Here is a 24,094-nt window from a genome sequence, read left to right as displayed (position 1 = left end):
GTTACCCCTTCGTCGTGCAGGCGGCGTCCTTCGGGTCGAGGACGTGGCCGTTGTTGTATTTCGCGATGATGTTGTGGAACAGCTTCGGGTCGACCGACGAGAAATAGCGCACGGGCGCCTTCTCGCCCGGCTGCGCGACCGTGCCGTACGCGGTCATGTCGAGCCGGTCGGACGACGCCTTCACCTTCCGCACCCACGCGTCGAACTGCTCGCGCGGCTCGGCGAGCGTGCGGAACTTCATGTCGGAGAAGCCGCGGCCGCTGTAGTTGGCGGACACGCCTGCGTAGTCGCCCGCCTCGTCGGCGATCAGGTGCAGGCGCGTCTGCATGCCGGCCATCGCATAGACCTGGCTGCCAAGCTGCGGGATGAAGAACGAGTTCATCACCGAGTCGGACGTGATGCGGAAATTCACCGGCGTGCCGACCGGAATCGCGAGCTGGTTCACCGACGCGATGCCGAGTTCCGGATAGATGAACAGCCACTTCCAGTCGAGCGCGACGACCTCGACATTGATCGGCTTGACCGACGATTCGATCGGCTTGTACGGGTCGAGCTCGTGCGTCGTACGCCACGTGAGCACGCCGAGGAACAGGATGATCAGCGTCGGCACCGTCCAGATCACGACCTCGATCGCGGTCGAGTGCGACCAGTTCGGCGCGTAGGCGGCGTTGCGGTTCGATGCGCGGTAGCGCCATGCGAACCACAGCGTGAGCAGGATCACCGGAATGACGACGATCAGCATCGCCCACGTCGCTGTCGCGATCAGCGATTTTTCCGCGACGCCCACCGCGCCCTTTGGATCGAGCACGTGAAGGTCGCTGCATCCGGCGAGTCCAGCCAGCAGCCCGATGACGGGTGCCGCACGCGCCCCGCCGGTGATTCGTCCGATCATTGTTCGTTCGCCTGATTGTCGTTGAGAAGAACCGCTGGCCGCACGCCGCCATCGCGCGACGCATCCGGCCGCGGCGACCTGTGCGCGAACTGTACGGAAAATTGCCGCAGTGCAACTTGACGGGGGACAAGGTTTGCCGAGGTGAGTCGGAACTGCCCGGAGGGGTGGGCGCTGGGGCTGGGCTGGGCTGGGCTGGGCTGGGCTAGGTTGGGCTGGGGCTGCGGCTGGCGATGGCCTGCGGCAAAACGGTCACCGGGCCTTCCCTCAAGCGTCGCGAATAGCAGGCACTAACGGGACGGAAAGCATGACGGCGCTGCGCCGCAACATGAGGGGCGCCGGCGCGAATTGCGAGGCGGTCTCGGCGGCGGAACTGCAGCGGATGCGGGAACGCGGAACACCACGCGAACGCATGGCAATTCAGAATCGAGCCGACCCGCCGATTGATGCGTCGGCCACGAGGGCCAAACGCACGCCACGCGACGAGCGACGGGCGACGAGCAGCGCGCGGACGCAAGCGTTGCCGCACCGGACGGCCAAGGCGTCCGGCGCGACGAAGCGCCTGCGCCCCGTATCAGTCGAACTGACGGAAATCCGGCTTGCGCTTCTCGAAGAACGCCGTCATCGCCTCGCGCGCTTCCGGCGCGCGCAGCATCGCGGAGAAATGGCCGGCTTCCTCGCTCATCCGCGCGGCCACGGCCACCCCGCCCGTCTCCTTCAGCAGCGCCTTCGTCACGCGCAGCGACGACGCCGGCAGTGCCGCGAGCTTCGCGGCCTGCTTCGCCGCGAATGCGTCGAGTTCGGCGGCCGGCAGCACGCGATTGACGATGCCGATCCGGTGCGCTTCCAGCGCGTCGAACGCTTCGCCGAGCAGCAGCTTTTCAGCGGCAACCTGATGGCCGGCCAGACGCGGCAGCAGCACGCTCGATGCGGCTTCCGGGCACAGCCCGAGCTGCGCGAACGGCAGCGAGAACGTCGCGGTGTCGGCCGCGTAGACGAGATCGCAGTGCAGCAGCATCGTCACGCCGACGCCGACCGCGACGCCCGGCACCGCGGCCACGATCGGCTTGGTCGCGCCGCTGATCCGCGCGAGGAACTGGAATACCGACGCGTTCTCGTCCTTCGGCGGCGTCTTCAGGAAATCCTCGAGATCGTTCCCCGCGCTGAAGTTGCCGTCGCTGCCGCGCAGCAGGATCACGCGGATCGCCTTGTCCTCCTGCGCGTCGGCGAGCGCATCGGCCATCGTCTGGTACATCGCCGCCGTCAGCGCGTTCTTCTTCGCCGGGCGCGCGATCGTGATCGTCAGCACGCCGTCGGCGCGTTCCACTTGAATTTCGGCCACAACCGTCTCCTTTGACTTTCCTCTTCCGGAATGAAAAACGGTGCGCAAGCTCGTGGCTCGCGCACCGTGATCGCTACTGTCCCGCTCCGCTTACAGGCGTTCGATGATGCCCGCCGCACCCATGCCGGTGCCGACGCACATCGTGACCATCCCGTACTTCAGGTTGCGGCGGCGCAGGCCGTGCACGACGGTCGCCGCGCGGATCGCGCCGGTCGCGCCGAGCGGATGGCCGAGCGCGATCGCGCCGCCAACCGGGTTGACCTTCGACGGGTCGAGGCCGAGATCGCGGATCACCGCCAGCGACTGCGCGGCGAATGCCTCGTTCAGTTCGATCCAGTCGAGATCGTCCTGCTTCAGGCCCGCGGCCTTCAGCGCGGCCGGAATCGCTTCCTTCGGCCCGATGCCCATGATTTCCGGCGGCACGCCGCGCACCGCGAAGCTCACGAAGCGCGCGAGCGGCGTCAGGTTGAATTCCTTCAGCACCTTCTCCGACACGACGAGCAGCGCGCCCGCGCCGTCCGACGTCTGCGAGCTGTTGCCGGCCGTGACCGAGCCCTTGTTCGCGAACACCGTGCGCAGCTTCGCGAGACCTTCGAGCGTCGTATCCGCGCGCGGACCTTCGTCCAGCTTGATCTCGCGCGTCTTCACGTCGATTTCACCCGTCGCAAGGTTCGGGAAACGTTCGGTGATCGTGTACGCGGCGATTTCGTCGCCGAACTCGCCGGCCTGCTGCGCGGCGAGCGCCTTGCGGTGCGATTCGACCGAGAACGCGTCCTGGTCTTCGCGGCTCACCTTCCACTGCTCGGCGACGCGCTCGGCGGTCAGGCCCATCCCGTACGCAATGCCGAAATCCTCGCTGCGATCGAAGATATGCGGCGACATCGACGGCTTGTTGCCCATCATCGGCACCATGCTCATCGATTCGCAGCCACCCGCGAAGATCGCGTCCGATTCGCCGACGCGGATGCGGTCCGCCGCCATCGCCAGCGCCGTGATGCCCGACGCGCAGAAGCGGTTGACCGTCACGCCGCCGACCGTCTGCGGCAGGCCGGCGAGCAGCGCGCCCATGCGGGCGACGTTCAGGCCCTGCTCGGCTTCCGGGATCGCGCAGCCGATGATCGCGTCCTCGATCACTTTCGTGTCGAGGCCGGGCACCTGCGCGACTGCCGACTTGATCGCGTGAACCAGCAGCTCGTCGGGGCGCGTGTTCTTGAAGACACCGCGCGGGGCCTTGCCGATCGGGGTGCGGCTGGCGGCGACGATGTATGCGTCTTGCAGTTGTTTGCTCATTTCAGACTCCTTGTCGTCTGCTCGCTCAGTTACGCACCGGCTTGCCGGTCTGCAACATGCCCATGATCCGTTCCTGCGTCTTCTGCGTGCCGAGCAGCTCGACGAACGCGCGACGCTCGAGCGCGAGCAGCCACTCTTCGTCGACGAGGCTGCCGGCTTCGACGTCGCCGCCGCACACGGCTTCGGCGATGCGGCTCGCGATCAGGTAGTCGTGGTCGCTGATGAAGCGGCCGTCACGCATGTTGACGAGCGATGCCTTGATCGTCGCGATCGCCGAGCGGCCTGCGACCGGCACGTCCTTCGCGCGCAGCGGTGCACGGTAGCCGACGGCGGCCAGCGCACGCGCTTCCTTCTTCGCGGTGTCGAGCAGTTCGAACACGTTGAAGACGATCGTGTCGGACGGCTTCAGGTAGCCCATCGCACGCGCATCGTGCGCCGACGACGACACCTTCGCCATCGCCGCGTTCTCGAACGACTTCGTGACGAACTTCAGGATGTCGGTGGTCGCGTTCGCGGCCGTGGCCGCCTCCGCCGCGCGCAGCGCCGCTTCCTTCAGGCCGCCGCCCGCGGGCACGAGGCCGACGCCCACTTCGACGAGACCGATGTAGCTCTCGACGTGCACGACGCGCTTCGCGCTGTGCAGCATCAGCTCGCAGCCGCCGCCGAGCGCGATGCCCGATACGGCCGCGACGACCGGCACGTTCGCGTACTTCACGCGCAGCATGCCTTCCTGGAACTTCTTCACGAACGGCTCGATGCCCTTCGCGCCGCCCATCATGAACGCGGGCATCGCCTCTTCGAGGTTCGCGCCGGCCGAGAACGGGCCGCCCGGCGTGCCGAGCTTCAGCGACGTCGGCTGCCAGATCACCACGCCCTTGTAGTCCTTCTCCGCGAGTTCGATCGCCTGCACGAGGCCGTCGATCACGCTCGGTCCGATCGTGTTCATCTTCGACTTGAACGACACGATCACGACGTCGTCCTCGCCTGCGCGATCATCGACCCATGCGCGCACCGCGTCGGTTTCGAACAGCGTCTTGCCGTACGTCTTCGGATCGGCGCCGGCTTCGCCGACGAGCGGCGCGCGGAACACCTGCTTGCCGTAGACGGCCAGGTCCGAACGCGGCACGAAGCGCTTCGACGCCGGCGCCCACGAGCCTTCGGCCGTGTGCACGCCGCCCTTCTCTGCAACCGCGCCTTCGAGCACCCACGACGGCAGCGGCACGTTCGCGAGCGCCTTGCCGGCCGCGATGTCTTCCTGCACCCACTCGGCGACCTGCTTCCAGCCGGCGGCCTGCCAGCCTTCGAACGGGCCTTCGTTCCAGCCGAAGCCCCAGCGGATCGCGAGGTCGACGTCGCGCGCGTTGTCGGCGATCGACTCGAGATGCACGCCGATGTAGTGGAACACGTCGCGGAAGATCGACCACAGGAACTGCGCGTGCGGATGGTCCGTCTCGCGCAGCAGCTTCAGGCGTTCCGCCGGCGGGCGCTTCAGGATGCGGCCGACGGTTTCGTCCGCCTTCGCGCCCGAATCCACGTAGGTGCCCGTCTTCGCGTCGAGCACCTTGATCGCCTTGCCTTCCTTCTTGTAGAAGCCGCCGCCCGTCTTCTGGCCGAGCGCGCCCTGCTTCACCAGTTCGGCGAGCACGGCGGGCGTCTGGTAGACCGGGAAGAACGGATCGTCGGCGAGGTTGTCCTGCATCGTCTTGATCACGTGCGCCATCGTGTCGAGGCCGACCACGTCCGCGGTGCGGAACGTCGCCGACTTCGCGCGGCCGAGGCGGCTGCCCGTCAGGTCGTCGACTTCGTCGAAACGCAGGCCGAACTTCGCGGCCTCGGTGATCACCGCGAGGATCGAGAAGATGCCGACGCGGTTCGCGATGAAGTTCGGCGTGTCCTTCGCGCGCACGACGCCCTTGCCGACGATGCTCGTCAGGAAGGTTTCGAGCTGGTCGAGGATCTCCGGACGCGTATGCGCGGTCGGGATCAGTTCGACGAGGTGCATGTAGCGCGGCGGGTTGAAGAAGTGCACGCCGCAGAAGCGCGACTTCAGCTCGTCCGAGAATCCTTCGGACAGCTTGGTGATCGACAGGCCCGACGTGTTGGTCGCGAAAATCGCGTTCGGCGCGATGTGCGGCGCGACCTTCTTGTACAGGTCGTGCTTCCAGTCCATCCGCTCGGCGATCGCTTCGATCACGACGTCGCACTCGGCGAGCTTCGCGATGTCGTCCTCGTAGTTCGCGGCTTCGAGGTATTTCGCGTCGTCCTTCACGCCGAACGGCGCGGGCGACAGCTTCTTCAGGTTCTCGATCGCCTTCAGCGCGATCGCGTTTTTCGGGCCTTCCTTGGCCGGCAGGTCGAACAGCAGCACCGGCGCGCGCGCGTTGACGAGGTGCGCGGCGATCTGCGCGCCCATCACGCCGGCGCCCAGCACGGCGACCTTGCGAATCAGGAAATTGCTCACGGGATGTCTCCGGATAGTGTCGTGCAGCGCGGGTTGTGAGGGCTGCACGGCGAAGTGAGTACCAGGAACCGTTGGGTTCGGGCGGTGCGCGGCGCGCACCGCCCGGACTCGCGTCAGAACAGCGATTCGTCGACTTCCATCAGCGTCTTCGAACCGGCGCGCGCGGCGCGGATCGTCGCGGCCGTTTCGGGCAGCAGACGCGCGAAATAGAAGCGGGCCGTCGCGAGCTTCGACTTGTAGAACGGGTCGCCCGACGCTTCGTTGTCGAGCGCGAGACGCGCCATGCGCGCCCAGAAGTACGAGAACACCAGGTGGCCGACGGTGCGCAGGTACGGCACGGCGGCGGCGCCGACTTCGTCCGGGTTCTGCATCGCCTTCATGCCGATTTCCATCGTCAGCTTCTGCACCTTGTCGCCGATGTCGGCGAGCGGGTTGATGAACTCGGCCATCTCCGGCTTCACGCCTTCGGCTTCCGCGAATTCGGTGACGAGCTTGCCGAACTTCTTCAGCTTCGCGCCCATGTCGCCGAGCACCTTGCGGCCCAGCAGGTCGAGCGACTGGATCGAGTTCGTGCCTTCGTAGATCATGTTGATCCGCGCGTCGCGCACGTACTGCTCCATGCCCCACTCGGAGATGAAGCCGTGGCCGCCGTAGATCTGCATCGCGTGGTTGGTCGACTCGAACGCGTTGTCGGTCAGGAACGCCTTGATGATCGGCGTGAGCAGCGCGACGAGGTCGGCCGCTTCCTTGCGCACCGCTTCGTCACCGTGCGACAGCTCCTTGTCGATCTGCAGCGCGGACCAGTACGTGAACGCGCGCGCGCCTTCCGCGTAGGCCTTCTGCGTGAGCAGCATGCGGCGCACGTCCGGGTGCACGATGATCGGATCGGCCGGCTTGTCCGGTGCCTTCGGGCCCGTCAGCGAGCGCATCTGCAGGCGTTCCTTCGCGTACGTCAGCGAGTTCTGGTACGCGACTTCCGTGAGGCCCAGGCCCTGCATGCCGACGCCCAGACGCGCGGCGTTCATCATCACGAACATCGCGTTCAAGCCCTTGTTCGGCTCGCCGACCATCCAGCCCTTCGCGTTGTCGAGGTTCATCACGCACGTCGAGTTGCCGTGGATGCCCATCTTGTGTTCGATCGAGCCGCACTTGATGCCGTTGCGCTCGCCCGGCTCGCCCGCGGCGTCCGGAATGAACTTCGGCACGATGAACAGCGAGATCCCCTTCGTGCCTTGCGGCGCGTCCGGCAGGCGCGCGAGCACGAGATGGACGATGTTCTTCGACATGTCGTGCTCGCCGCTCGAGATGAAGATCTTCGTGCCGCTGATCGAGTACGAGCCGTCGCCGTTCGGTTCGGCCTTGGTGCGCAGGATGCCGAGGTCGGTGCCGCAGTGCGGCTCGGTCAGGCACATCGTGCCCGTCCATTCGCCCGACACGAGCTTCGGCAGATACTGTTTCTGGAGCTCCGGCGCGCCGTGCGCGTGCAGGCATTCGTACGCGCCGTGCGACAGGCCCGGATACATCGTCCATGCCTGGTTCGCCGAGTTCAGCATTTCGTAGAGCGCGTTGTTCACGAACGCGGGCAGGCCCTGGCCGCCGTAGTCCGGATCGCAGCCGAGCGCCGGCCAGCCGGCCTCGACGTACTGCCGATACGCTTCCTTGAAGCCGGTCGGGGTCTTCACGACGCCGTCGCCTTCATACGTGCAGCCTTCGCGGTCGCCGACCTGGTTCAGCGGGAACAGTACCTCGGAGCAGAACTTGCCCGCCTCCTCGAGGACCTGGTTGATCGTGTCGGCGTCGAGGTCCGCATGCCGCGGCATTTGCTTGACCTCGGCCTCGACATTCAGAAGCTCGTGCAACACGAATTGCATGTCGCGCAGCGGCGCGGCGTACTGTCCCATGACTCTCTCCAAAGGTGGGCAAACGGCTCGAGCTCCTGGCGGGCGGATCACGCGCCGCTAACGGCTCTCGCTCTGATACGAAACGATCGTCTTTTCCAGCGCGGCCCACGTGAGGCGCACGGCATCCGGCGAATGCAGGAATCGTGCGTCGTGATGCAGGCCGAGCGTGAAGCTGTACAGCTCGAAGAGCATCAGGTCCGGATCGGTATCCGCACGCAGATGGCCTTCTTCCTTCGCCTGCGAAATGGCACGCAGCATCGCGGCACGCCAGGCCGTCACGCTCGCGATCAACTGCTCGCGTACCGGGCTGTCAGGCCGGTCGTCGTACTCGACCGCACCGCTGATGTAGATGCATCCGGTCGTCACCTCCTGGATGCGCTTCTCCGTCCAGCGGGCCAGCATCGCCCGAAGGCGCGGCAAGCCTCGCGGCTCGCGCAGGCTCGGAAAGAACACCTCGTTCTCGAAACGATGGTGATACTCGCGGACGACCTCGACCTGCAGGTCCTCGCGCGATCCGAAGTGCGCGAACACACCGCTCTTGCTCATCTGCATGCGCTCGGCCAGCAGGCCGATCGTCAGCCCCTCCAGCCCGTCACGGCTGGCGAGGTCCAAAGCAGCTTCGAGTATCGCGGCACGCGTCTGTTCGCCTTTTCGCATAGCTATTTCTGTAACCGTTCGGGGGTTCGAATAAAATCGAACGGCCGTACTATTATTGAGTGCGGCCGCTCGCGAAAACAAGGAAATTATTAGAAACCGGTGTCTAACCGAGCCGCTATTTTGCGCGATTCCGGCGGGGCCGGAGCGGCTTTTCCGCACGAACGTGCGGACAGATTGATGAAGCGAATGCTGAATCCGTGTCAGTCGTAACCGCCGACCGTCAGCGCCTTCATCACGAGGCGGTACGTGTTGTATGCGAGCCAGCTCAGCATACGCTCGATGCGCGGCCGTGCGGCGTACCGGGCGGCGTCGATTTCGCGGCCTTCGGAGAAGGCGGCCGCGATCGCGTCGCGCAGCTGGTTCGTGACCGCATCGTAGCGCACCAGCACGACGTTCGCCTCATTGTTCAGCATCAGGCTCAGCGCGTCCAGGTTCGACGAGCCGACGGTCGCCCAGTTGTCGTCGATCACGGCCACCTTGCCGTGCAGCATCGTCTTGTCGTATTCCGCCACGCGCACGCCCGCGCGCAGCAGCGCGTGATACAGGAACGGCACGGCCGTATCGAGCGCCGCGAATTCCTTGCGGCCGATCAGGATCCGCACGTCGACGCCGCGGCGTGCTGCGCCCGTCAGCGCGCGGCGTAGCTTGCGGCCCGGCATGAAGTACGGATTCGCGAGCAGGATCCGCTGGCGCGCCTGGCCGATCGCGGCGAGATACGCCTTCTCGATCGCGCGGCGGTTCACGACGTTGTCGCGCGCGACGAACGCGACGCTCGGCTCGGTCACGACCCGCAGCGCACCGGCCTTGATCCAGCGGTGGCTGCGCATCCAGCGCCGGAACATGTCCGGAAACGCCTCGCCGCCGTGCAGCCCCGCCGCGTACTGCGCGTACGGCTTGTGGCCGAACTGGATCCGGTGCCACTGCAGCTCGAACGCGGCGCGCACGTCCGACACCGCCGGCCCCGCCATCTCGACCGCGAAATCCCAGCGCGGAAACGGCAGCGTCGCGCTGCCCTGCGTGTAGTCGTCGACGATGTTGATGCCGCCGCAGAACGCGACCGCATGATCGATCACCGCGAGCTTGCGGTGCGTGCGCGAGAAGCCGAAGCGGCCGAACAGGTAGCGGTTGTAGATGCAGTGCTCGACGCCGGCCTCGGCCCACGTGTCGAACAGCGGCAGGCGCGCGGTGCCGATGCCGTCGGTGATCACGCGCACGCGCACGCCGCGCTGCGCGGCGCGGATCAGCGCATCCGACACCGGGCGGCCGGCCGCATCGTCGCAGAAGATGTAGGTTTCGAGCATCACCTGCTCGCGCGCCGCATCGATCCGTTCGATCAGCGCGAGGAAGAATTCGTTGCCGGTTTCGCAGAGCCGTACCGTGTTGCCGGCCGTGAACGCGAGCCGCGACGCGGAGCCGCGCTCCTGCAGGAACATCTGCCGCAATTGCGCGAAGCGCTTGCGGGTTTCCGCATTCATGCGGACGAGCCGTGCGGTGCCCGCGCGAGCGACACACGCACGGGCAATTGCAGGATCGCCTCGGCATTCGACGGCGAGAAGCAGCGCGCGGCCGCTTCGCGGAACGGCAGCCACGCGTAGTCGACGTGCTCGCGCGGCGACAGCGTCACGTCGACGCGATGCGGCACGCACAGGCCGAACCAGTGCTCGACGTTGCGCGTGACGCCCGGCGCATAGCGATGCAGGTATTGCGGATAGATCGCGTATTCGATCCGGTGGTGCCAGTCGACCAGCGCGGTGGCCGGCACGTCGTGCGACCCGACCGCGATGCCGGTTTCCTCGGCGACTTCGCGTGCGGCCGTGAGCGCGAGCGGCTCGTCGGGCGCGTCCTTCGACCCGGTCACCGATTGCCAGAAATCGGGCTGGTCGGCACGCTTGATCACCAGCACGTCGAGTTCGGGCGTGTAGATCACGACGAGAACGGATTCGGGGATTTTCGGCGGCTTCGTCATCTTGGTTTCATGCGGCACAGGGCCGTGCGTCGGGCCTGTGCCCGAACGTGCGGCAAGTGCTGCGACTGTACCGCAAAAAACGAAAAAGGCGCACCAGGCGCCTTCTTCGTTGGGCGTCGTGCGCGCGTCGCCGCGCACACGATCGTTGACAAGCGTTACGCCTTCGGCTGTTCCGGCTGACGCAGACGGATGTGCAGTTCGCGCAGCTGACGCTCGTCGACCGGGCTCGGCGCCTGCGTGAGCAGATCCTGCGCACGCTGCGTCTTCGGGAACGCGATCACGTCGCGGATCGAGTCGGCACCGGCCATCATCGTGACGATGCGGTCGAGACCGAACGCGATACCGCCGTGCGGCGGCGCGCCGTACTGCAGCGCGTCGAGCAGGAAGCCGAACTTCAGTTGCGCTTCTTCCGCGCCGATCTTCAGCGCGCGGAACACCTTGCTCTGCACTTCCTCGCGGTGGATACGCACCGAGCCGCCGCCGATTTCCCAGCCGTTCAGCACCATGTCGTAGGCCTTCGCGAGGCAACGGCCCGGATCGGTCTCGAGGTACTCGAGGTGTTCGTCCTTCGGGCTGGTGAACGGGTGGTGTGCCGCGACGTAGCGCGCGTCTTCGTCGTCGTATTCGAACATCGGGAAGTCGACGACCCACAGCGGCTTCCAGCCGGCCTGGACGAGACCGTTCGCCTTGCCGAATTCCGAATGGCCGATCTTCAGGCGCAGCGCACCGAGGCTGTCGTTGACGACCTTCGCGCGGTCGGCCGCGAAGAAGATGATGTCGCCGTCTTCAGCGCCGGTGCGCTCGAGGATCGCCGCGATCGAGGCGTCGTGCAGGTTCTTGACGATCGGGCTTTGCAGGCCGTCGCGGCCCTTCGCCTTTTCGTTGACCTTGATCCACGCGAGGCCCTTCGCGCCGTAGATGCGCACGAATTCCGTGTAGCCGTCGATGTCGCCGCGCGACAGCTCGCCGCCCTTCGGCACGCGCAGCGCCGCGACACGGCCGTCCTTCGCGTTGGCCGGCGTGCTGAACACCTTGAAGTCGACGTCCTTCATCGCGTCGGTCAGCTCGGTGAATTCGAGCTGCACGCGCAGGTCCGGCTTGTCCGAGCCGAAACGCGCCATCGCTTCCGAGTACGGCATCACCGGGAATTTCGCGTCGAGTTCGACGTCGATCGTCGTCTTGAAGATGTGACGGATCATGTCTTCGAACAGGTCGCGGATTTCCTGCTCGCCGAGGAACGACGTCTCGCAGTCGATCTGCGTGAATTCCGGCTGACGATCGGCGCGGAGGTCTTCGTCGCGGAAGCACTTGGTGATCTGGTAGTAACGGTCGAAGTTCGCGACCATCAGCAGCTGCTTGAACAGCTGCGGCGACTGCGGCAGCGCGAAGAACTGGCCCGCGTTCACGCGCGACGGCACGAGGTAGTCGCGCGCGCCTTCCGGCGTGCTCTTCGTCAGCATCGGCGTTTCGATGTCGATGAAGCCCTGCTCGTCGAGGTACTTGCGCGCTTCGATCGCGACACGGTAGCGCAGGCGCAGGTTGTGCTGCATCTGCGGACGGCGCAGGTCGAGCACGCGGTGCGTGAGGCGCGTCGTTTCCGACAGGTTGTCGTCGTCGAGCTGGAACGGCGGCGTGACCGACGCGTTCAGCACGATCAGCTCATGACACAGCACTTCGATCTTGCCGCTCTTCAGGCCGGCGTTGACCGTGCCTTCCGGACGGTTGCGCACGAGACCCTTGATCTGCACGCAGAACTCGTTGCGCACGCCTTCGGCGGTTGCGAACATTTCCGCGCGATCGGGGTCGCACACCACCTGCACGAGGCCTTCACGATCGCGCAGGTCGATGAAGATCACACCGCCGTGATCGCGGCGGCGCTGCACCCAGCCGCACAGCGACACGGTTTGGCCCAGCAGGTGTTCGGTCACGAGACCGCAGTATTCAGTACGCATCGACATGATGTTTGCTTTCGTTCGGTTTGATCAACGGGCGCCGCAACGCGCGGCCCGGGCGATGATTCTTTACTTACAGCGGCGGCTCGACGGGACGGCGGGCGGGCGCCGGAGCCGGCGCCGAAGGCGCCACGACGCCCATCGAGACGATGTACTTGAGCGCGGCATCGACCGACATGTCGAGTTCGATGACTTCGCTCTTCGGCAGCATCAGGAAGAAGCCCGACGTCGGGTTCGGCGTCGTGGGCACGTACACGCTCACGTACTCTTCCGTCAGATGGTTGACCACGTCGCCGCCGGGCGCGCCGGTCAGAAACGCGATCGTATACGAGCCGCGGCGCGGGTATTCGATCAGGAGCGCCTTGCGGAACGCATTGCCGCTGCTCGACAGCAGCGTGTCCGACACCTGCTTGACGCTCGTGTAGATCGGCCCGACGACCGGGATGTGACGCACGACCGCGTTCCACCACGTGACGAGCTTCTGGCCGATGAAGTTCTGCGTCGCCAGCCCGACGACGAAGATGAACGCGAGCGTCAGCACCGCGCCGATCCCCGGCAGATGGAAGCCGAGCATCCGCTCCGGCTGCCACGATTCGGGCAGGAGCAGCAGCGTCTGATCCATCGTACCGATGATGAGGCCGAGCACCCACAGCGTGATCGCGAGCGGGACGAGAACCAGCAGGCCGGTCAGAAACACCGTTTTCAGGGTCGTCTTTTTCATCATCTGCCGTCAATGAACCGCGCCGGAAGCGCGGATTAGTCGCGACCCGGCCGGGCCGCGACGGTCAACTGCCGGCGGCGGGCGCTGCGGCCGGGGCCGGCGCGGCGCTCGTCGTCGTACTTTCGGAACCCGACGCAGCGGGCGCGGCTGCCGCCGGCGCCGCGGCGGCCGGTGCTGCCGTGCCCGTGTCGCCGGACGCCGTCGCCGGCGCGCTGGTGCCGCCCGAGCCACCGCGGAAATCGGTGACATACCAGCCGGAGCCCTTCAGCTGGAAGCCGGCGGCGGTAACCTGCTTGCGAAAAGCATCCTTCCCGCATTCGGGGCACTGCGACAGCGGCGCGTCGCTCATCTTCTGGAGCACGTCCTTCGCGAAACCGCACGCTTCGCATCGATAGGCGTAGATCGGCATGATATTTTTCCCGCAGAAACTGGAAACGGCTTGCAAAACCTTGAATTATATCCGAAACCCCGGCGCACTCCGGCAACGGCCGCGACGCGCGGGCTTCAGCGACGGCGCCATGTGAGCCAGCGCTCGTTTCCGTCGAACACGGCCAGCGAATCGGTCACCGGCAGATCATCGATCAGCTCGAAGTGCGGCGCGAGCAGCGCATCCAGTTCGGCCCGCTCGATGCCGAACGGCGGCCCCTTCGGTTTCTTCGTCACGAAGAAATACCCGGCCAGCAGCGCACCGGCGGGCAGCAGTTCGGCCATCCGCGTCGCGTAACGGGCGCGCAGGCTCGGCGGCAGCGCGCACAGGAACGCGCGCTCGTACACCCACTGCACGTCGAACGGCGGCCGGTACGTGAAAAAATCGGCCTGCTCGACGACGTCCGCGTGCGCGCCGAGCTGCGCCTTCGCAGCTGCTACCGCCTGCGCGGCGAAATCGATCGCGCGCACGGGCCAGCCGGCCTGCGCGAGCCAGCCGGCTTCCTGCGCACTGCCGCAGCCGGGGATCAGCACCGCGCACGGCTCGTGCCGCTGCGCAAACGCGCGAAACCCGTCCGGCACGCCGCCGAATTCCCACGGCGTCACGCCGCGTGCGAAACGCTCGTCCCAGAACGCGGCACTGCCGGGGTCGCGCGTCGCGAAATCGGCGGCGCTCGGCGCGGACGGTTGTTTCGGTTCGGACATCGCTCCGGCCCCTTCGGTCACGCGCCGTACGCGAGCGCGAGCAGCACGCGCGCGACGAGCGCCCCGACGCCGACGGCAAGACCGAAGATCAGCAATGCCTGCATCAGCCGGTTGGTCCGTTTCTGCTCGATGAGGATCTGGCGCATCAGGTCCTCGCTCGCCGCGCGCGGCGCATCGTGGCGCGCCGCCATCGCGTGGTGGATCAGCCGCGGCAGTTGCGGCAGCGTCTTGCTCCACTGCGGCGCCTCGACCTTGAAGCGCTCGTACCAGCCGCGCAGGCCGATCTGCTCGGTCATCCAGCGCTCGAGATACGGCTTCGCGGTCTTCCACAGGTCGAGTTCGGGATCGAGCGAACGACCGAGCCCCTCGACGTTCAGCATCGTCTTCTGCAGCAGCACGAGCTGCGGCTGGATCTCGACGTTGAAGCGGCGCGACGTCGAGAACAGGCGCATCAGCACCTGGCCGAGCGAGATGTCCTTCAGCGCGCGGTCGAAATACGGCTCGCACACCGCGCGGATCGCGCTCTCGAGCTCCTCGACGCGCGTCTCGGGCGGCACCCAGCCCGATTCGAGGTGCAGCGTCGCGACGCGGTGGTAATCGCGCTTGAAGAACGCGAGGAAGTTCTGCGCGAGGTAGTTCTTGTCGAAATCGGACAACGCGCCGACGATCCCGAAATCGAGCGCGATATAGCGGCCGAACGTGTTCGGATCGAGGCTCACCTGGATGTTGCCCGGGTGCATGTCCGCGTGAAAGAAACCGTCGCGAAACACCTGCGTGAAGAAGATCTCGACGCCTTCGCGCGCGAGCTTCTTGATGTCGACGCCGGCCGCGCGCAGCGTCTCGACCTGGCTGATCGGCACGCCGGTCATGCGCTCCATCACGAGCACCTGCGACGTCGAGAAATCCCAGAACATCTCGGGCACGAGCAGCAGGTCGAGGCCCGCGAAGTTGCGGCGCAGCTGGCTGCCGTTCGCGGCCTCGCGCATCAGGTCGAGCTCGTCGTGCAGGTACTTGTCGAATTCGGCGACGACTTCGCGCGGCTTCAGGCGCCGGCCGTCGGCCCACATGCGTTCCGTCCACGTCGCGATGTCGCGCATCAGCGCGAGGTCGGAATCGATCACCGGCAGCATGTTCGGGCGCAGCACCTTGACCGCGACGGCCTTGCCCGCGTGCACGCCCTGCTTCAGCTTAGCGAAATGCACCTGCGCGATCGACGCGCTCGCGACCGGCTCGCGCTCGAATTCGTCGAACAGCTCGTCGACCGGCGCGCCGAGCGACTTCTCGATGATCGCGATCGCCACCGCGGAATCGAACGGCGGCACCTGGTCCTGCAGCTTCGCGAGTTCGTTCGCGAAATCGACCGACAGCAGGTCACGGCGCGTCGACAGCACTTGGCCGAACTTCACGAAGATCGGACCGAGGCTTTCGAGCGCGTGACGCAGCCGTACGGCGGGCGGATCGGAAAAGCGGCGGCCGATCGTCGTGATCCGCAGCAGCAGCTTCACGCGCCGGTCGTCGATCCGGGACAGCATCACTTCGTCGAGGCCAAAGCGGATGACGGTGTAGACAATCTTGATGAAACGGAAAATGCGCATGCCCTGCGGCCCTCAGTGCGCGCCGCGCGGGCCGGAGCCCGTGCGCGCGCCGATTTTTTGTTCGAGTCGCTCGACCCGCTTTTCGACCCGCGCGAGCGCATCGCGCGCCCGCGCCAGTTCGGCGTCGAAGCCGCCGAGCACCGTGCGCCGGACGACTTGCGGATTCTCGTCGAGCAAGTACTCGGCGACGGAATCGAGCACGTTGCGGCCGGTGCGGCGCGCGCGCGCGCCGGCGTCGCGCACGACCGTCGCGATCCGGTACGCCGCCGCGTCGCCGACCAGCTTCGCGAGATCTTCCTCAGGTTCCCAGCGCAGGTGCTCGGCCAGCTTCGCGATCTGGGTCGCGAACTCGGCGTCGCCCTCGATCTTCACGTGCTTCATCACGGCCGCCTGGCCGCCCTGCAGGAATGCGGCGACCGTGTCGCCCGCGAGCGCGATCGACACGTCGACGTGTTGCGCATCGTGCGCTTCCACCGCGGACAGGTAGCCGTCGGGCTGCACGAGCAGCGTGAGCGTGACGGGCGGCACGTCGAGCCGGGCGGTCTTGCCCGCGTAGGGGATCAGGCGATCGCGCGCCCACGATTCGCGCGCGAGCAGGTGATTGACAGCAGCAGCAAAAGGCTTGGCGGCAAAGGTCATCGGGCTGGGAAAGAAAAAACCCGCGCAGGCCGGGCGCCCACGCGGGTTTCTATTGTAACGTCGGATCGTCGGCAGCCCGCGGCCAACCGCACACCCGGGCGGCAAGCGGTCGCAGTGCGGCGGCCGTCGCCCGGGCAGCCGGCAAGCCGGCCGCCGGTCACGCTCAGTGCGTGTTGATCTGCTGGATACCCGCGAGCAGCCAGCCCTGGCCGCCCGACTTCGACAGGTTCCACACCTCGTCGAACGGCGCCGCCGACGCATTCGCCGATTCGCGGATCAGCCCGTGGAAGCGCACGCTCGCCGACTGCTCGATGCCGCGATCCTCGATCGCGACCAGTTCCGCGTCGAGCTGCACGACATCGGTCTGGTTCGCCTCGTTGCCGCGCGAATCGAGGTCGATCTTGATCTCGGCGAACATTTCCGGCGTCGTGAACTCGCGGATGTCGGCCAGGTTGCCCTGGTCCCACGCCGCCTGCAGGCGCACGAAGTAGACCTTCGCGCTTCGCAGGAACGCTTCGGTGTCGAAGCCGGCCGGCACCTGCAGCGGTGCGGCCGCCATCGCGCCCGCCGCGCCCGCGGCCGCTGCGCCGCCGCCGAACACGCCCTGCGCTTCGTTCGCGTAGCTGCTGCCGCTGCCGGCATAGTTGCTGCCGGTGCCGCCCTGCGGGAACGACGGGCTCTGCGAGTAGCCGCCCGACGACGAGGCCGAGCCGCCCACCGAGTACGCCGGTTCCTGCGGACGGCGACGGTTCATGAACTTGCGGATCAGCCAGATGCCGACCATCGCCAGCAGCGCGATCACGATGACGTTCGCCATCATGCTCGCGAACGCGCCGCCGAGGCCGAAGTGCGACAGCAGCGCCGCGATGCCGAGGCCGGCCGCGAGGCCGGCGATCGGCCCGAGCCAGCGCGAGCGGTTCGGCTGCGCGGCCGGTGCCGGTGCGGCCGGGTTCGCGCGCTGCGCCTGCGCCGGCGCGGCCTGCTGCATCGGCTGCTGCGCGGGCGGCGTGGCCTGGCGCTGCGTGACGGTGGAGCTCTGGCGGCCGATGCTGCGCCCGCCGCCCATACGCCTGGCTTCGGCGTCGAGCGATGCGAACGTGCCGGCCGTGAGCAGGCCGACCATCAGCAGCGTGCCGACCCGTCGAGCCCACGGCTTCGACGGCTTGCTACGGTTGAACAACGAACGCGATTCGGACATCAGCTTCTCCAGATGTAAGGCGAATGTATGGAAAGAACCCCTTAGTACTTGGTTCCTAGGTGTAAAGCTACCACGCCACCTGACAAATTGTAATATTTGACGGCGTCGAGGCCCGCTTGTTCCATCATCGTCTTCAGCGTGTCCTGATCGGGGTGCATCCGGATAGATTCAGCAAGATACCGATAACTTTCAGCATCTTTCGCGAACTTGTCGCCAAGCCACGGTAATACTTTGAAAGAATACAGATCGTACGCTTTTTTCAGCGGATCCCAGACTTTCGAGAATTCCAGCACCATCACGCGGCCGCCCGGCTTCGCCACGCGGCGCATCTCGGCCAGCGCCGCATCCTTGTGCGTCATGTTGCGCAGCCCGAAAGCGACCGTGACCACATCGAAGTAGTTGTCCGGAAAGGGGATTTTCTCGGCGTCGCACAGCAGCGACGGCGTCACGATGCCCTTGTCGAGCAATCGGTCGCGGCCCACGCGCAGCATCGATTCGTTGATGTCGGTGTGCCAGACTTCGCCGGTCGGCCCGGCCGCCTTCGCGAACGCCTTGGTCAGGTCGCCGGTGCCGGCCGCGATGTCGAGCACCTTGAAGCCGGGACGCACGTTCGCCTGCGCGATCGTGAACGCCTTCCACGCGCGGTGCATGCCGGCCGACATCAGGTCGTTCATCAGATCGTAGTTGCTCGCGACCGAATGGAACACGCCCGCCACTTTCTTCGCTTTTTCGGTTTCCTCGACGCTCTCGAAGCCGAAGTGGGTTTTGCTCATCGCGTTGATCCTCAGTAAATGGCAAGACGGCGCCGAGCGGGCGCCGTCGATTTCAGTGGCAGTGGCCGTGCGGCGCGGGGGCCGCCGGCATCGGCGCGTCACGCTCGACGCCCGCCGCCTGCAGTTTGTCGAAATAGTCGCGCCACAGCGCGTCCTGCTGCGTCGCCAGTTCGTACAGCAGATCCCACGAGTAGATGCCGGTCGAATGACCGTCCGAGAACGTCGGCTGCAGCGCGTAGTTGCCCACGCCCTCGAGCGCGGTGATCGTCACCTCGCGCTTGCCGGTCTGCAGCGTCTCCTGACCCGGCCCGTGGCCGCGCACCTCGGCCGACGGCGAATAGACGCGCATCAGCTCGAACGGAATCCGGTAATTTTCGCCGTTCGGGTACTGCAATTCGAGCACGCGCGACACCGCGTGCACGACGACGCCGGACGGAATCGGCGTCGTGGAAGTCAAACCGCTCATGGCTGCCTCGAATCGGTCATGCGTTGAATTTCCTCGCGCACCGCATTGTGCAGCAGCGAGGCCTGCGCCGCGCGCGTGCGCAGCAGCGCCTCGGACACGCTGCGCTGGCGCGGCGCCCAGACGGGCTGCGGAAAATGGGCGTCGTTGGAGAAGCGCGGGATCACGTGCCAGTGCACGTGCGGCACCATGTTGCCGAGGCTCGCGAGATTCACCTTGTTCGGCTGCATCACGCGGCGCACGGCGCGCTCCACCGCGTACACCACGCGCATCAGATGTGCCCGCTCGGGCTCGCCGAGATCGGAAAACTCGGCCACGTGCGTGCCCCAGATCACCCGGCAGAAGCCAGGGTAATCGTGCTCGCCCGTCGCGAGCACGACGCGCAGCGCATCGTCCTGCCAGAGCACCTCGCCGCCGTCTTCACGGCAAAACACGCATTCCATCGTCGCTCCCATGTGGACGGGCGCCGGCGCATCTGCGCCGGCGCCCGCTCATTCCTGGCCCGCCCGGGCGGTCGTCATGCCCGCATTAGACCAGCACGCGCTCGATCCCGCCATTGTTCGCGTGTGCGACATAGTCGGCCATCCAGTTCTCGCCGAGCACCTGGCGCGCGATCTCGACCACGATGTAGTCGGCCTCGAGGTTCGCATCCTCGTTGTAGCGCGACAGGCCCTGCAGGCACGACGGGCAGCTCGTCAGGATCTTCACGTCCGGGCCGTTCGCGCTCGCGGCGGCCGGCGCGGGTGCGCTGCCGGCCACGACCGGGATGCTGCGCAGCTTCGCGGCGCCCTTGCGGATTTCCTCTTCCTTGCGGAAGCGGACCTGCGTGGAGATGTCCGGACGCGTGACCGCCAGCGTGCCCGACTCACCGCAGCAGCGCTCGTTCTTCTCGATCTTGTAGCCGTCCTTCTCCGCCCCCATCAGCTCGTTGACGAGCTTCACCGGGTCCATCGTCTTGATCGGCGTGTGGCACGGGTCGTGATACATGTAGCGCGTGCCCGTCACGCCGTCGAGCTTCATCCCCTTCTCGAGCAGGAACTCGTGGATGTCGATGATCCGGCAGCCCGGGAAGATCTTGTCGAATTCGTAGCCCGCGAGCTGGTCGTAGCAGGTGCCGCACGACACGACCACCGTCTTGATGTCGAGGTAGTTCAGCGTGTTCGCGACCCGGTGGAACAGCACGCGGTTGTCGGTGACGATCTTCTCGGCCTTGTCGTACTGGCCCGAGCCGCGCTGCGGATAGCCGCAGCACAGGTAGCCCGGCGGCAGCACGGTCTGCACGCCCGCTTCCCACAGCATCGCCTGCGTCGCGAGGCCGACCTGCGAGAACAGGCGCTCGGAGCCGCAGCCGGGGAAGTAGAACACCGCTTCCGAATCGACGGTCGTCGACTTCGGGTTGCGGATGATCGGCACGATCTTGTTGTCCTCGATGTCGAGCAGCGCGCGCGCCGTCTTCTTCGGCAGGTTGCCCGGCATCTTCTTGTTGACGAAGTGGATCACCTGCTCGACCACGGGCGGCTTGCCGACCGTCGCCGGCGGGTGCTGCGTCTGCTTCGTCACGACCTTCTTCAGCATGTCGTTCGCGAAGCGCTGCACCTTGTAGCCGACGCCCATCATCACGCCGCGCGCGGCGTTGATCGTCTGCGGATTGGTCGCGTTCAGGAAGAACATGCCCGCCGCATTGCCGGCGTTGAACTTCTTCTTGCCCATCTTGCGCAACAGGTTGCGCATGTTCATCGTGACGTCGCCGAAGTCGATCTTCACCGGGCACGGCGTCGCGCACTTGTGGCACACCGTGCAGTGGTCGGCCACGTCGTTGAACTCGTCCCAGTGCTTGATCGACACGCCGCGGCGCGTCTGCTCCTCGTACAGGAACGCCTCGACCAGCAGCGAGGTCGCGAGGATCTTGTTGCGCGGGCTGTACAGCAGGTTCGCGCGCGGCACGTGGGTCGCGCACACCGGCTTGCACTTGCCGCAGCGCAGGCAGTCCTTCACCGAATCGGCGATCGCGCCGATGTCGGACTGCTGCATGATCAGCGACTCGTAGCCCATCAGCCCGAAGCTCGGCGTGTACGCGTTGCGCAGGTCGGCGCCGTCGAGCAGCTTGCCCTTGTTGAAGCGGCCGTTCGGGTCGACGCGTTGCTTGTACGCGCGGAATTCGGCGATCTCGTCGTCGGTCAGGAACTCGAGCTTCGTGATGCCGATCCCGTGTTCGCCGGAGATCACGCCGTCGAGCGAGCGCGCAAGCGTCATGATGCGCGCGACCGCCGCGTGCGCGTCCTGCAGCATCTCGTAGTTGTCGGAGTTGACCGGGATGTTGGTGTGGACGTTGCCGTCGCCCGCGTGCATGTGCAGCGCGACGAACACGCGACCGCGCAGCACCTGCTTGTGGATCGCCTGCGCTTCGTCGAGGATCTGCTTGAACGCGCCGCCGTTGAAGATCGCGCGCAGCTCCGCGCGAATCTCCTGCTTCCACGAGATGCGGACCGTGCGGTCCTGCGTGACGTGGAACACGGTCGCGCCCGGCTGCTCGTCCGCGCGATCGGCGAACTTCTCGGCAAGCGCCTCGTAGCCGAGCTGCACGAGGTAGTGCTGCGCCTCGCGCAGCGGCTGGTCGAGCCGGTCGCGCACGAATTCCCAGCGTGCGCGCACGCGCTTGAGCAGCTCCAGCGCCTGCTGCACGCGATCCTCGAGCAACTCGGCGCTCGGGATCTCGTTTGCGTCGTCGGTCTTGCCGAGCGGCAGGTTGCCGGCGCGGAAGAACGCCTCCAGCGCGTCGACCAGCTGCAGCTTGTTCTTCAGCGACAGCTCGATGTTGATCCGCTCGATGCCGTCGGTGTACTCACCCATCCGGTTCAGCGGGATCACGACGTCTTCGTTGATCTTGAACGCGTTGGTGTGCTTCGCGATCGCGGCCGTGCGGCTGCGGTCGAGCCAGAAGCGCTTGCGGGCCTCCGCGCTGATCGCGACGAAGCCTTCGCCGCTCTTGCCGTTCGCCATCCGGATCACTTCGGACGTCGCGTGCGCGACCGCGTCGGCGTCATCGCCGACGATGTCGCCGATCAGCACCATCTTGGGGAATGCGTTGCGCTTGCTCTTGGTCGCGTAGCCGACCGCGCGCAGATAGCGCTCGTCGAGGTGCTCGAGGCCCGCGAGAATCGCGCCGCCCTGCTTCGACGTCTCGAACAGGTAGTCCTTGATCTCGACGATGCTCGGGATCGCCTCGCGCGCCTGGCCGAAGAATTCGAGACAGACGGTGCGCGTGTGCGCGGGCATCTTGTGCAGCACCCAGCGCGCGGACGTGATCAGCCCGTCGCAGCCTTCCTTCTGCACGCCCGGCAGGCCGGCGAGGAACTTGTCGGTCACGTCCTTGCCGAGGCCTTCCTTGCGGAACCGGCGGCCTTCGATCTCGAGCATCTCGGTCTTCAGCAGCTTCTCGCCCGGCGCGTACGCGCCGTCGAACCACTTCAGCTCGAACCGCGCGACCGCGATGTCGTGGATCTTGCCCTGGTTGTGCTCGTGGCGCGTGACTTCGAGCCAGTTGCCGTCCGGGTCGACCATCCGCCACCAGGCCAGGTTGTCGAGCGCGGTGCCCCACAGCACGGCCTTCTTGCCGCCGGCGTTCATCGCGACGTTGCCGCCGATGCACGATGCGTCGAGCGAGGTCGGGTCGACCGCGAACACGTAGCCGGCCGCTTCGGCCGCTTCCGTCACGCGGCGCGTGACGACGCCCGCGCCGGAGAAGATCGTCGGCACCTTGTGCGCGACGCCCGGCAGTTCGGTCAGCTCGACCGCGCCGAGCTGTTCGAGCTTCTCGGTGTTGATCACCGCGGAGAACGGCGTGAGCGGCACCGCGCCGCCCGTGTAGCCGGTGCCGCCGCCACGCGGGATCACGGTCAGGCCAAGCTCGAAGCAGGCCTTGATCAGGCCCGCGATCTCGGCTTCGGTATCGGGGGTCAGCACGACGAACGGGTATTCGACGCGCCAGTCGGTCGCGTCGGTCACGTGCGACACGCGCGACAGCCCGTCGAAACGGATGTTGTCCTTCTGCGTGCAGCGGCCGAGCGCCTTGGTCGCGCGGCGGCGCAGGTCGGCCATCTTGTCGAATTCGTCGGCGAACTCGTCGACCGCGCGCTGCGCGGCGGCCTCGAGCATCTCGACGCGCTCGGCGCGTTCGCGGCCCGCGTCGTCGTGGTGCGCGGTCAGGTCGGCGCGGCGGCGCTTGCCGATCTCGGTCAGGCGGTGGTTCAGCGCCTCGATCAGCAGCGCGCGGCGCTTCGGGTTGTCGAGCAGGTCGTCCTGCAGGTACGGGTTGCGGCGCACGACCCAGATATCGCCGAGCACCTCATACAGCATCCGTGCCGAGCGGCCCGTGCGGCGTTCGGCGCGCAGTTCGTCGAGCACCGACCACGCCTCCGCGCCGAGCAGGCGGATCACGATCTCGCGGTCGGAGAAGGACGTGTAGTTGTAGGGAATCTCGCGCAGACGGGGCGCGGGGTCGGCGGCGACGGCGGCGGCCGCGCCATGCGGATCGAAAACTTGTGGTGCGTTCATGTTCGGACGACTCGGAGGGCCGATACACCGTGCAGGGGCGTCGGCAAGCGCGTGGGCGCAATCTTGGGGAAATCTGTTCTGTTGCCAGGCGTGCGACTAACTCGCATGGGGCCGGAACGGGACTGAACTCACCGTTCCCGACGGGTGGGGCCTGGCGGCACTCGGAGCCATCAGCACGATCGCGCGCGGCGCGCATGCCGCTCCGCCGCGGGGCTGGCTGCGCGCGGCGTCGGCTTCAACGGGGCGATCCGAGGGTGCCTCTGCATCTTCCGATCCTTGATTCAAAACGGAATTCTAACCCATGATCGGGCCACGCGTGACACGCCGGACAGGTCGTGGGGCTATCGCCGCAAGCCGCGCCGGGCTTGGCTCGGCACGTTTTCGCGTCGAAATTCGCCGTCCGTCCGGTCGGTAACCATGCGGTTAAACCGGTAAAAAGGGACGCCTCATGCGGCCAACACGCCCGCCGGCGCGGTTCCGCGACCGTGCGCCCGGCATGCCGCTTGCGTGCGGACCGACCCTTGGCGCTATCATTGATCCTTTACCGTCTGCTTCCGCACTG

The 24,094-nt window shown here is 66.6% G+C and carries 19 protein-coding genes and 1 pseudogene; 1 reads left to right on the top strand and 19 read right to left on the bottom strand.

The window, feature by feature from the left end:
- Nucleotide 1: 1 nt before the first annotated feature.
- The 19 genes from cyoA to U5A56_RS28845 form a co-directional block, all read right to left on the bottom strand.
- Nucleotides 2-892: a ubiquinol oxidase subunit II gene (gene cyoA / locus U5A56_RS28935; protein WP_044846826.1), complete on the bottom strand. Its 891-nt coding sequence runs from the start codon at nucleotides 890-892 to the stop codon at nucleotides 2-4.
- Between the two features lie 571 nt (nucleotides 893-1,463).
- Nucleotides 1,464-2,231, bottom strand: coding sequence for an enoyl-CoA hydratase (locus tag U5A56_RS28930; protein WP_044846827.1), 768 nt, complete (start codon nucleotides 2,229-2,231; stop codon nucleotides 1,464-1,466).
- Nucleotides 2,232-2,321: 90 nt separating this feature from the next.
- On the bottom strand, nucleotides 2,322-3,521 hold the full coding sequence (locus U5A56_RS28925) for an acetyl-CoA C-acyltransferase (protein WP_044846828.1): 1,200 nt from the start codon (nucleotides 3,519-3,521) through the stop codon (nucleotides 2,322-2,324).
- 25 nt (nucleotides 3,522-3,546) lie between these two features.
- On the bottom strand, nucleotides 3,547-5,982 hold the full coding sequence (locus U5A56_RS28920) for a 3-hydroxyacyl-CoA dehydrogenase/enoyl-CoA hydratase family protein (RefSeq protein ID WP_321925845.1): 2,436 nt from the start codon (nucleotides 5,980-5,982) through the stop codon (nucleotides 3,547-3,549).
- Nucleotides 5,983-6,095: 113 nt separating this feature from the next.
- Nucleotides 6,096-7,883, bottom strand: a complete 1,788-nt coding sequence (locus tag U5A56_RS28915) for an acyl-CoA dehydrogenase C-terminal domain-containing protein (RefSeq protein WP_321925843.1) — start codon at nucleotides 7,881-7,883, stop codon at nucleotides 6,096-6,098.
- Between the two features lie 57 nt (nucleotides 7,884-7,940).
- Nucleotides 7,941-8,540, bottom strand: coding sequence for a TetR/AcrR family transcriptional regulator (locus tag U5A56_RS28910; protein WP_006751498.1), 600 nt, complete (start codon nucleotides 8,538-8,540; stop codon nucleotides 7,941-7,943).
- Nucleotides 8,541-8,740: 200 nt separating this feature from the next.
- Nucleotides 8,741-10,015: a cardiolipin synthase ClsB gene (gene clsB, locus U5A56_RS28905; RefSeq protein WP_321925841.1), complete on the bottom strand. Its 1,275-nt coding sequence runs from the start codon at nucleotides 10,013-10,015 to the stop codon at nucleotides 8,741-8,743.
- Nucleotides 10,012-10,506 carry a dihydroneopterin triphosphate diphosphatase gene (gene nudB / locus U5A56_RS28900; RefSeq protein WP_044846843.1) on the bottom strand — a complete coding sequence of 165 codons (495 nt, stop codon included), beginning with the start codon at nucleotides 10,504-10,506 and terminating at the stop codon, nucleotides 10,012-10,014. Before nudB ends, clsB begins: the two co-directional genes overlap by 4 nt.
- A gap of 155 nt (nucleotides 10,507-10,661) precedes the next feature.
- Nucleotides 10,662-12,464, bottom strand: a complete 1,803-nt coding sequence (gene aspS / locus U5A56_RS28895; protein ID WP_044846832.1) for an aspartate--tRNA ligase — start codon at nucleotides 12,462-12,464, stop codon at nucleotides 10,662-10,664.
- Between the two features lie 67 nt (nucleotides 12,465-12,531).
- Nucleotides 12,532-13,182, bottom strand: coding sequence for a DUF502 domain-containing protein (locus U5A56_RS28890; RefSeq protein ID WP_027785397.1), 651 nt, complete (start codon nucleotides 13,180-13,182; stop codon nucleotides 12,532-12,534).
- A gap of 61 nt (nucleotides 13,183-13,243) precedes the next feature.
- Nucleotides 13,244-13,588: an FmdB family zinc ribbon protein gene (locus tag U5A56_RS28885; RefSeq protein WP_044846833.1), complete on the bottom strand. Its 345-nt coding sequence runs from the start codon at nucleotides 13,586-13,588 to the stop codon at nucleotides 13,244-13,246.
- A 95-nt stretch (nucleotides 13,589-13,683) separates the two neighbouring features.
- The gene (locus tag U5A56_RS28880; protein ID WP_321925838.1) at nucleotides 13,684-14,310 is read right to left on the bottom strand and encodes an SAM-dependent methyltransferase; all 627 of its coding nucleotides are present in this window, start codon (nucleotides 14,308-14,310) and stop codon (nucleotides 13,684-13,686) included.
- A gap of 17 nt (nucleotides 14,311-14,327) precedes the next feature.
- On the bottom strand, nucleotides 14,328-15,905 hold the full coding sequence (gene ubiB / locus U5A56_RS28875) for a ubiquinone biosynthesis regulatory protein kinase UbiB (protein WP_044846835.1): 1,578 nt from the start codon (nucleotides 15,903-15,905) through the stop codon (nucleotides 14,328-14,330).
- A gap of 12 nt (nucleotides 15,906-15,917) precedes the next feature.
- Nucleotides 15,918-16,544, bottom strand: coding sequence for an SCP2 domain-containing protein (locus U5A56_RS28870; protein ID WP_044846836.1), 627 nt, complete (start codon nucleotides 16,542-16,544; stop codon nucleotides 15,918-15,920).
- 163 nt (nucleotides 16,545-16,707) lie between these two features.
- Nucleotides 16,708-17,742, bottom strand: a complete 1,035-nt coding sequence (locus U5A56_RS28865) for a Tim44 domain-containing protein (protein ID WP_321799359.1) — start codon at nucleotides 17,740-17,742, stop codon at nucleotides 16,708-16,710.
- 41 nt (nucleotides 17,743-17,783) lie between these two features.
- Nucleotides 17,784-18,515 carry a bifunctional demethylmenaquinone methyltransferase/2-methoxy-6-polyprenyl-1,4-benzoquinol methylase UbiE gene (ubiE, locus tag U5A56_RS28860; RefSeq protein ID WP_044846838.1) on the bottom strand — a complete coding sequence of 244 codons (732 nt, stop codon included), beginning with the start codon at nucleotides 18,513-18,515 and terminating at the stop codon, nucleotides 17,784-17,786.
- A gap of 52 nt (nucleotides 18,516-18,567) precedes the next feature.
- Nucleotides 18,568-18,981 carry a gamma-butyrobetaine hydroxylase-like domain-containing protein gene (locus U5A56_RS28855; protein ID WP_124488601.1) on the bottom strand — a complete coding sequence of 138 codons (414 nt, stop codon included), beginning with the start codon at nucleotides 18,979-18,981 and terminating at the stop codon, nucleotides 18,568-18,570.
- On the bottom strand, nucleotides 18,978-19,421 hold the full coding sequence (locus U5A56_RS28850; protein WP_044846840.1) for an HIT family protein: 444 nt from the start codon (nucleotides 19,419-19,421) through the stop codon (nucleotides 18,978-18,980). The genes U5A56_RS28855 and U5A56_RS28850 overlap by 4 nt, the downstream gene beginning before the upstream one ends.
- Before the next feature lie 85 nt (nucleotides 19,422-19,506).
- On the bottom strand, nucleotides 19,507-23,532 hold the full coding sequence (locus tag U5A56_RS28845) for a DUF3683 domain-containing protein (RefSeq protein WP_321925835.1): 4,026 nt from the start codon (nucleotides 23,530-23,532) through the stop codon (nucleotides 19,507-19,509).
- Between U5A56_RS28845 and U5A56_RS37205 the strand changes: the two are divergent.
- A pseudogene (locus U5A56_RS37205) lies at nucleotides 23,518-23,967 on the top strand (hypothetical protein). The gene U5A56_RS28845 and the pseudogene U5A56_RS37205 sit on opposite strands and share 15 nt — an antisense overlap.
- Nucleotides 23,968-24,094 lie beyond the last annotated feature (127 nt).

It is taken from the genome of Burkholderia sp. BCC1998, from assembly GCF_905339875.1.
Taxonomy (GTDB): domain Bacteria; phylum Pseudomonadota; class Gammaproteobacteria; order Burkholderiales; family Burkholderiaceae; genus Burkholderia.
This window is presented reverse-complemented; position numbering and strand designations above follow the sequence as displayed.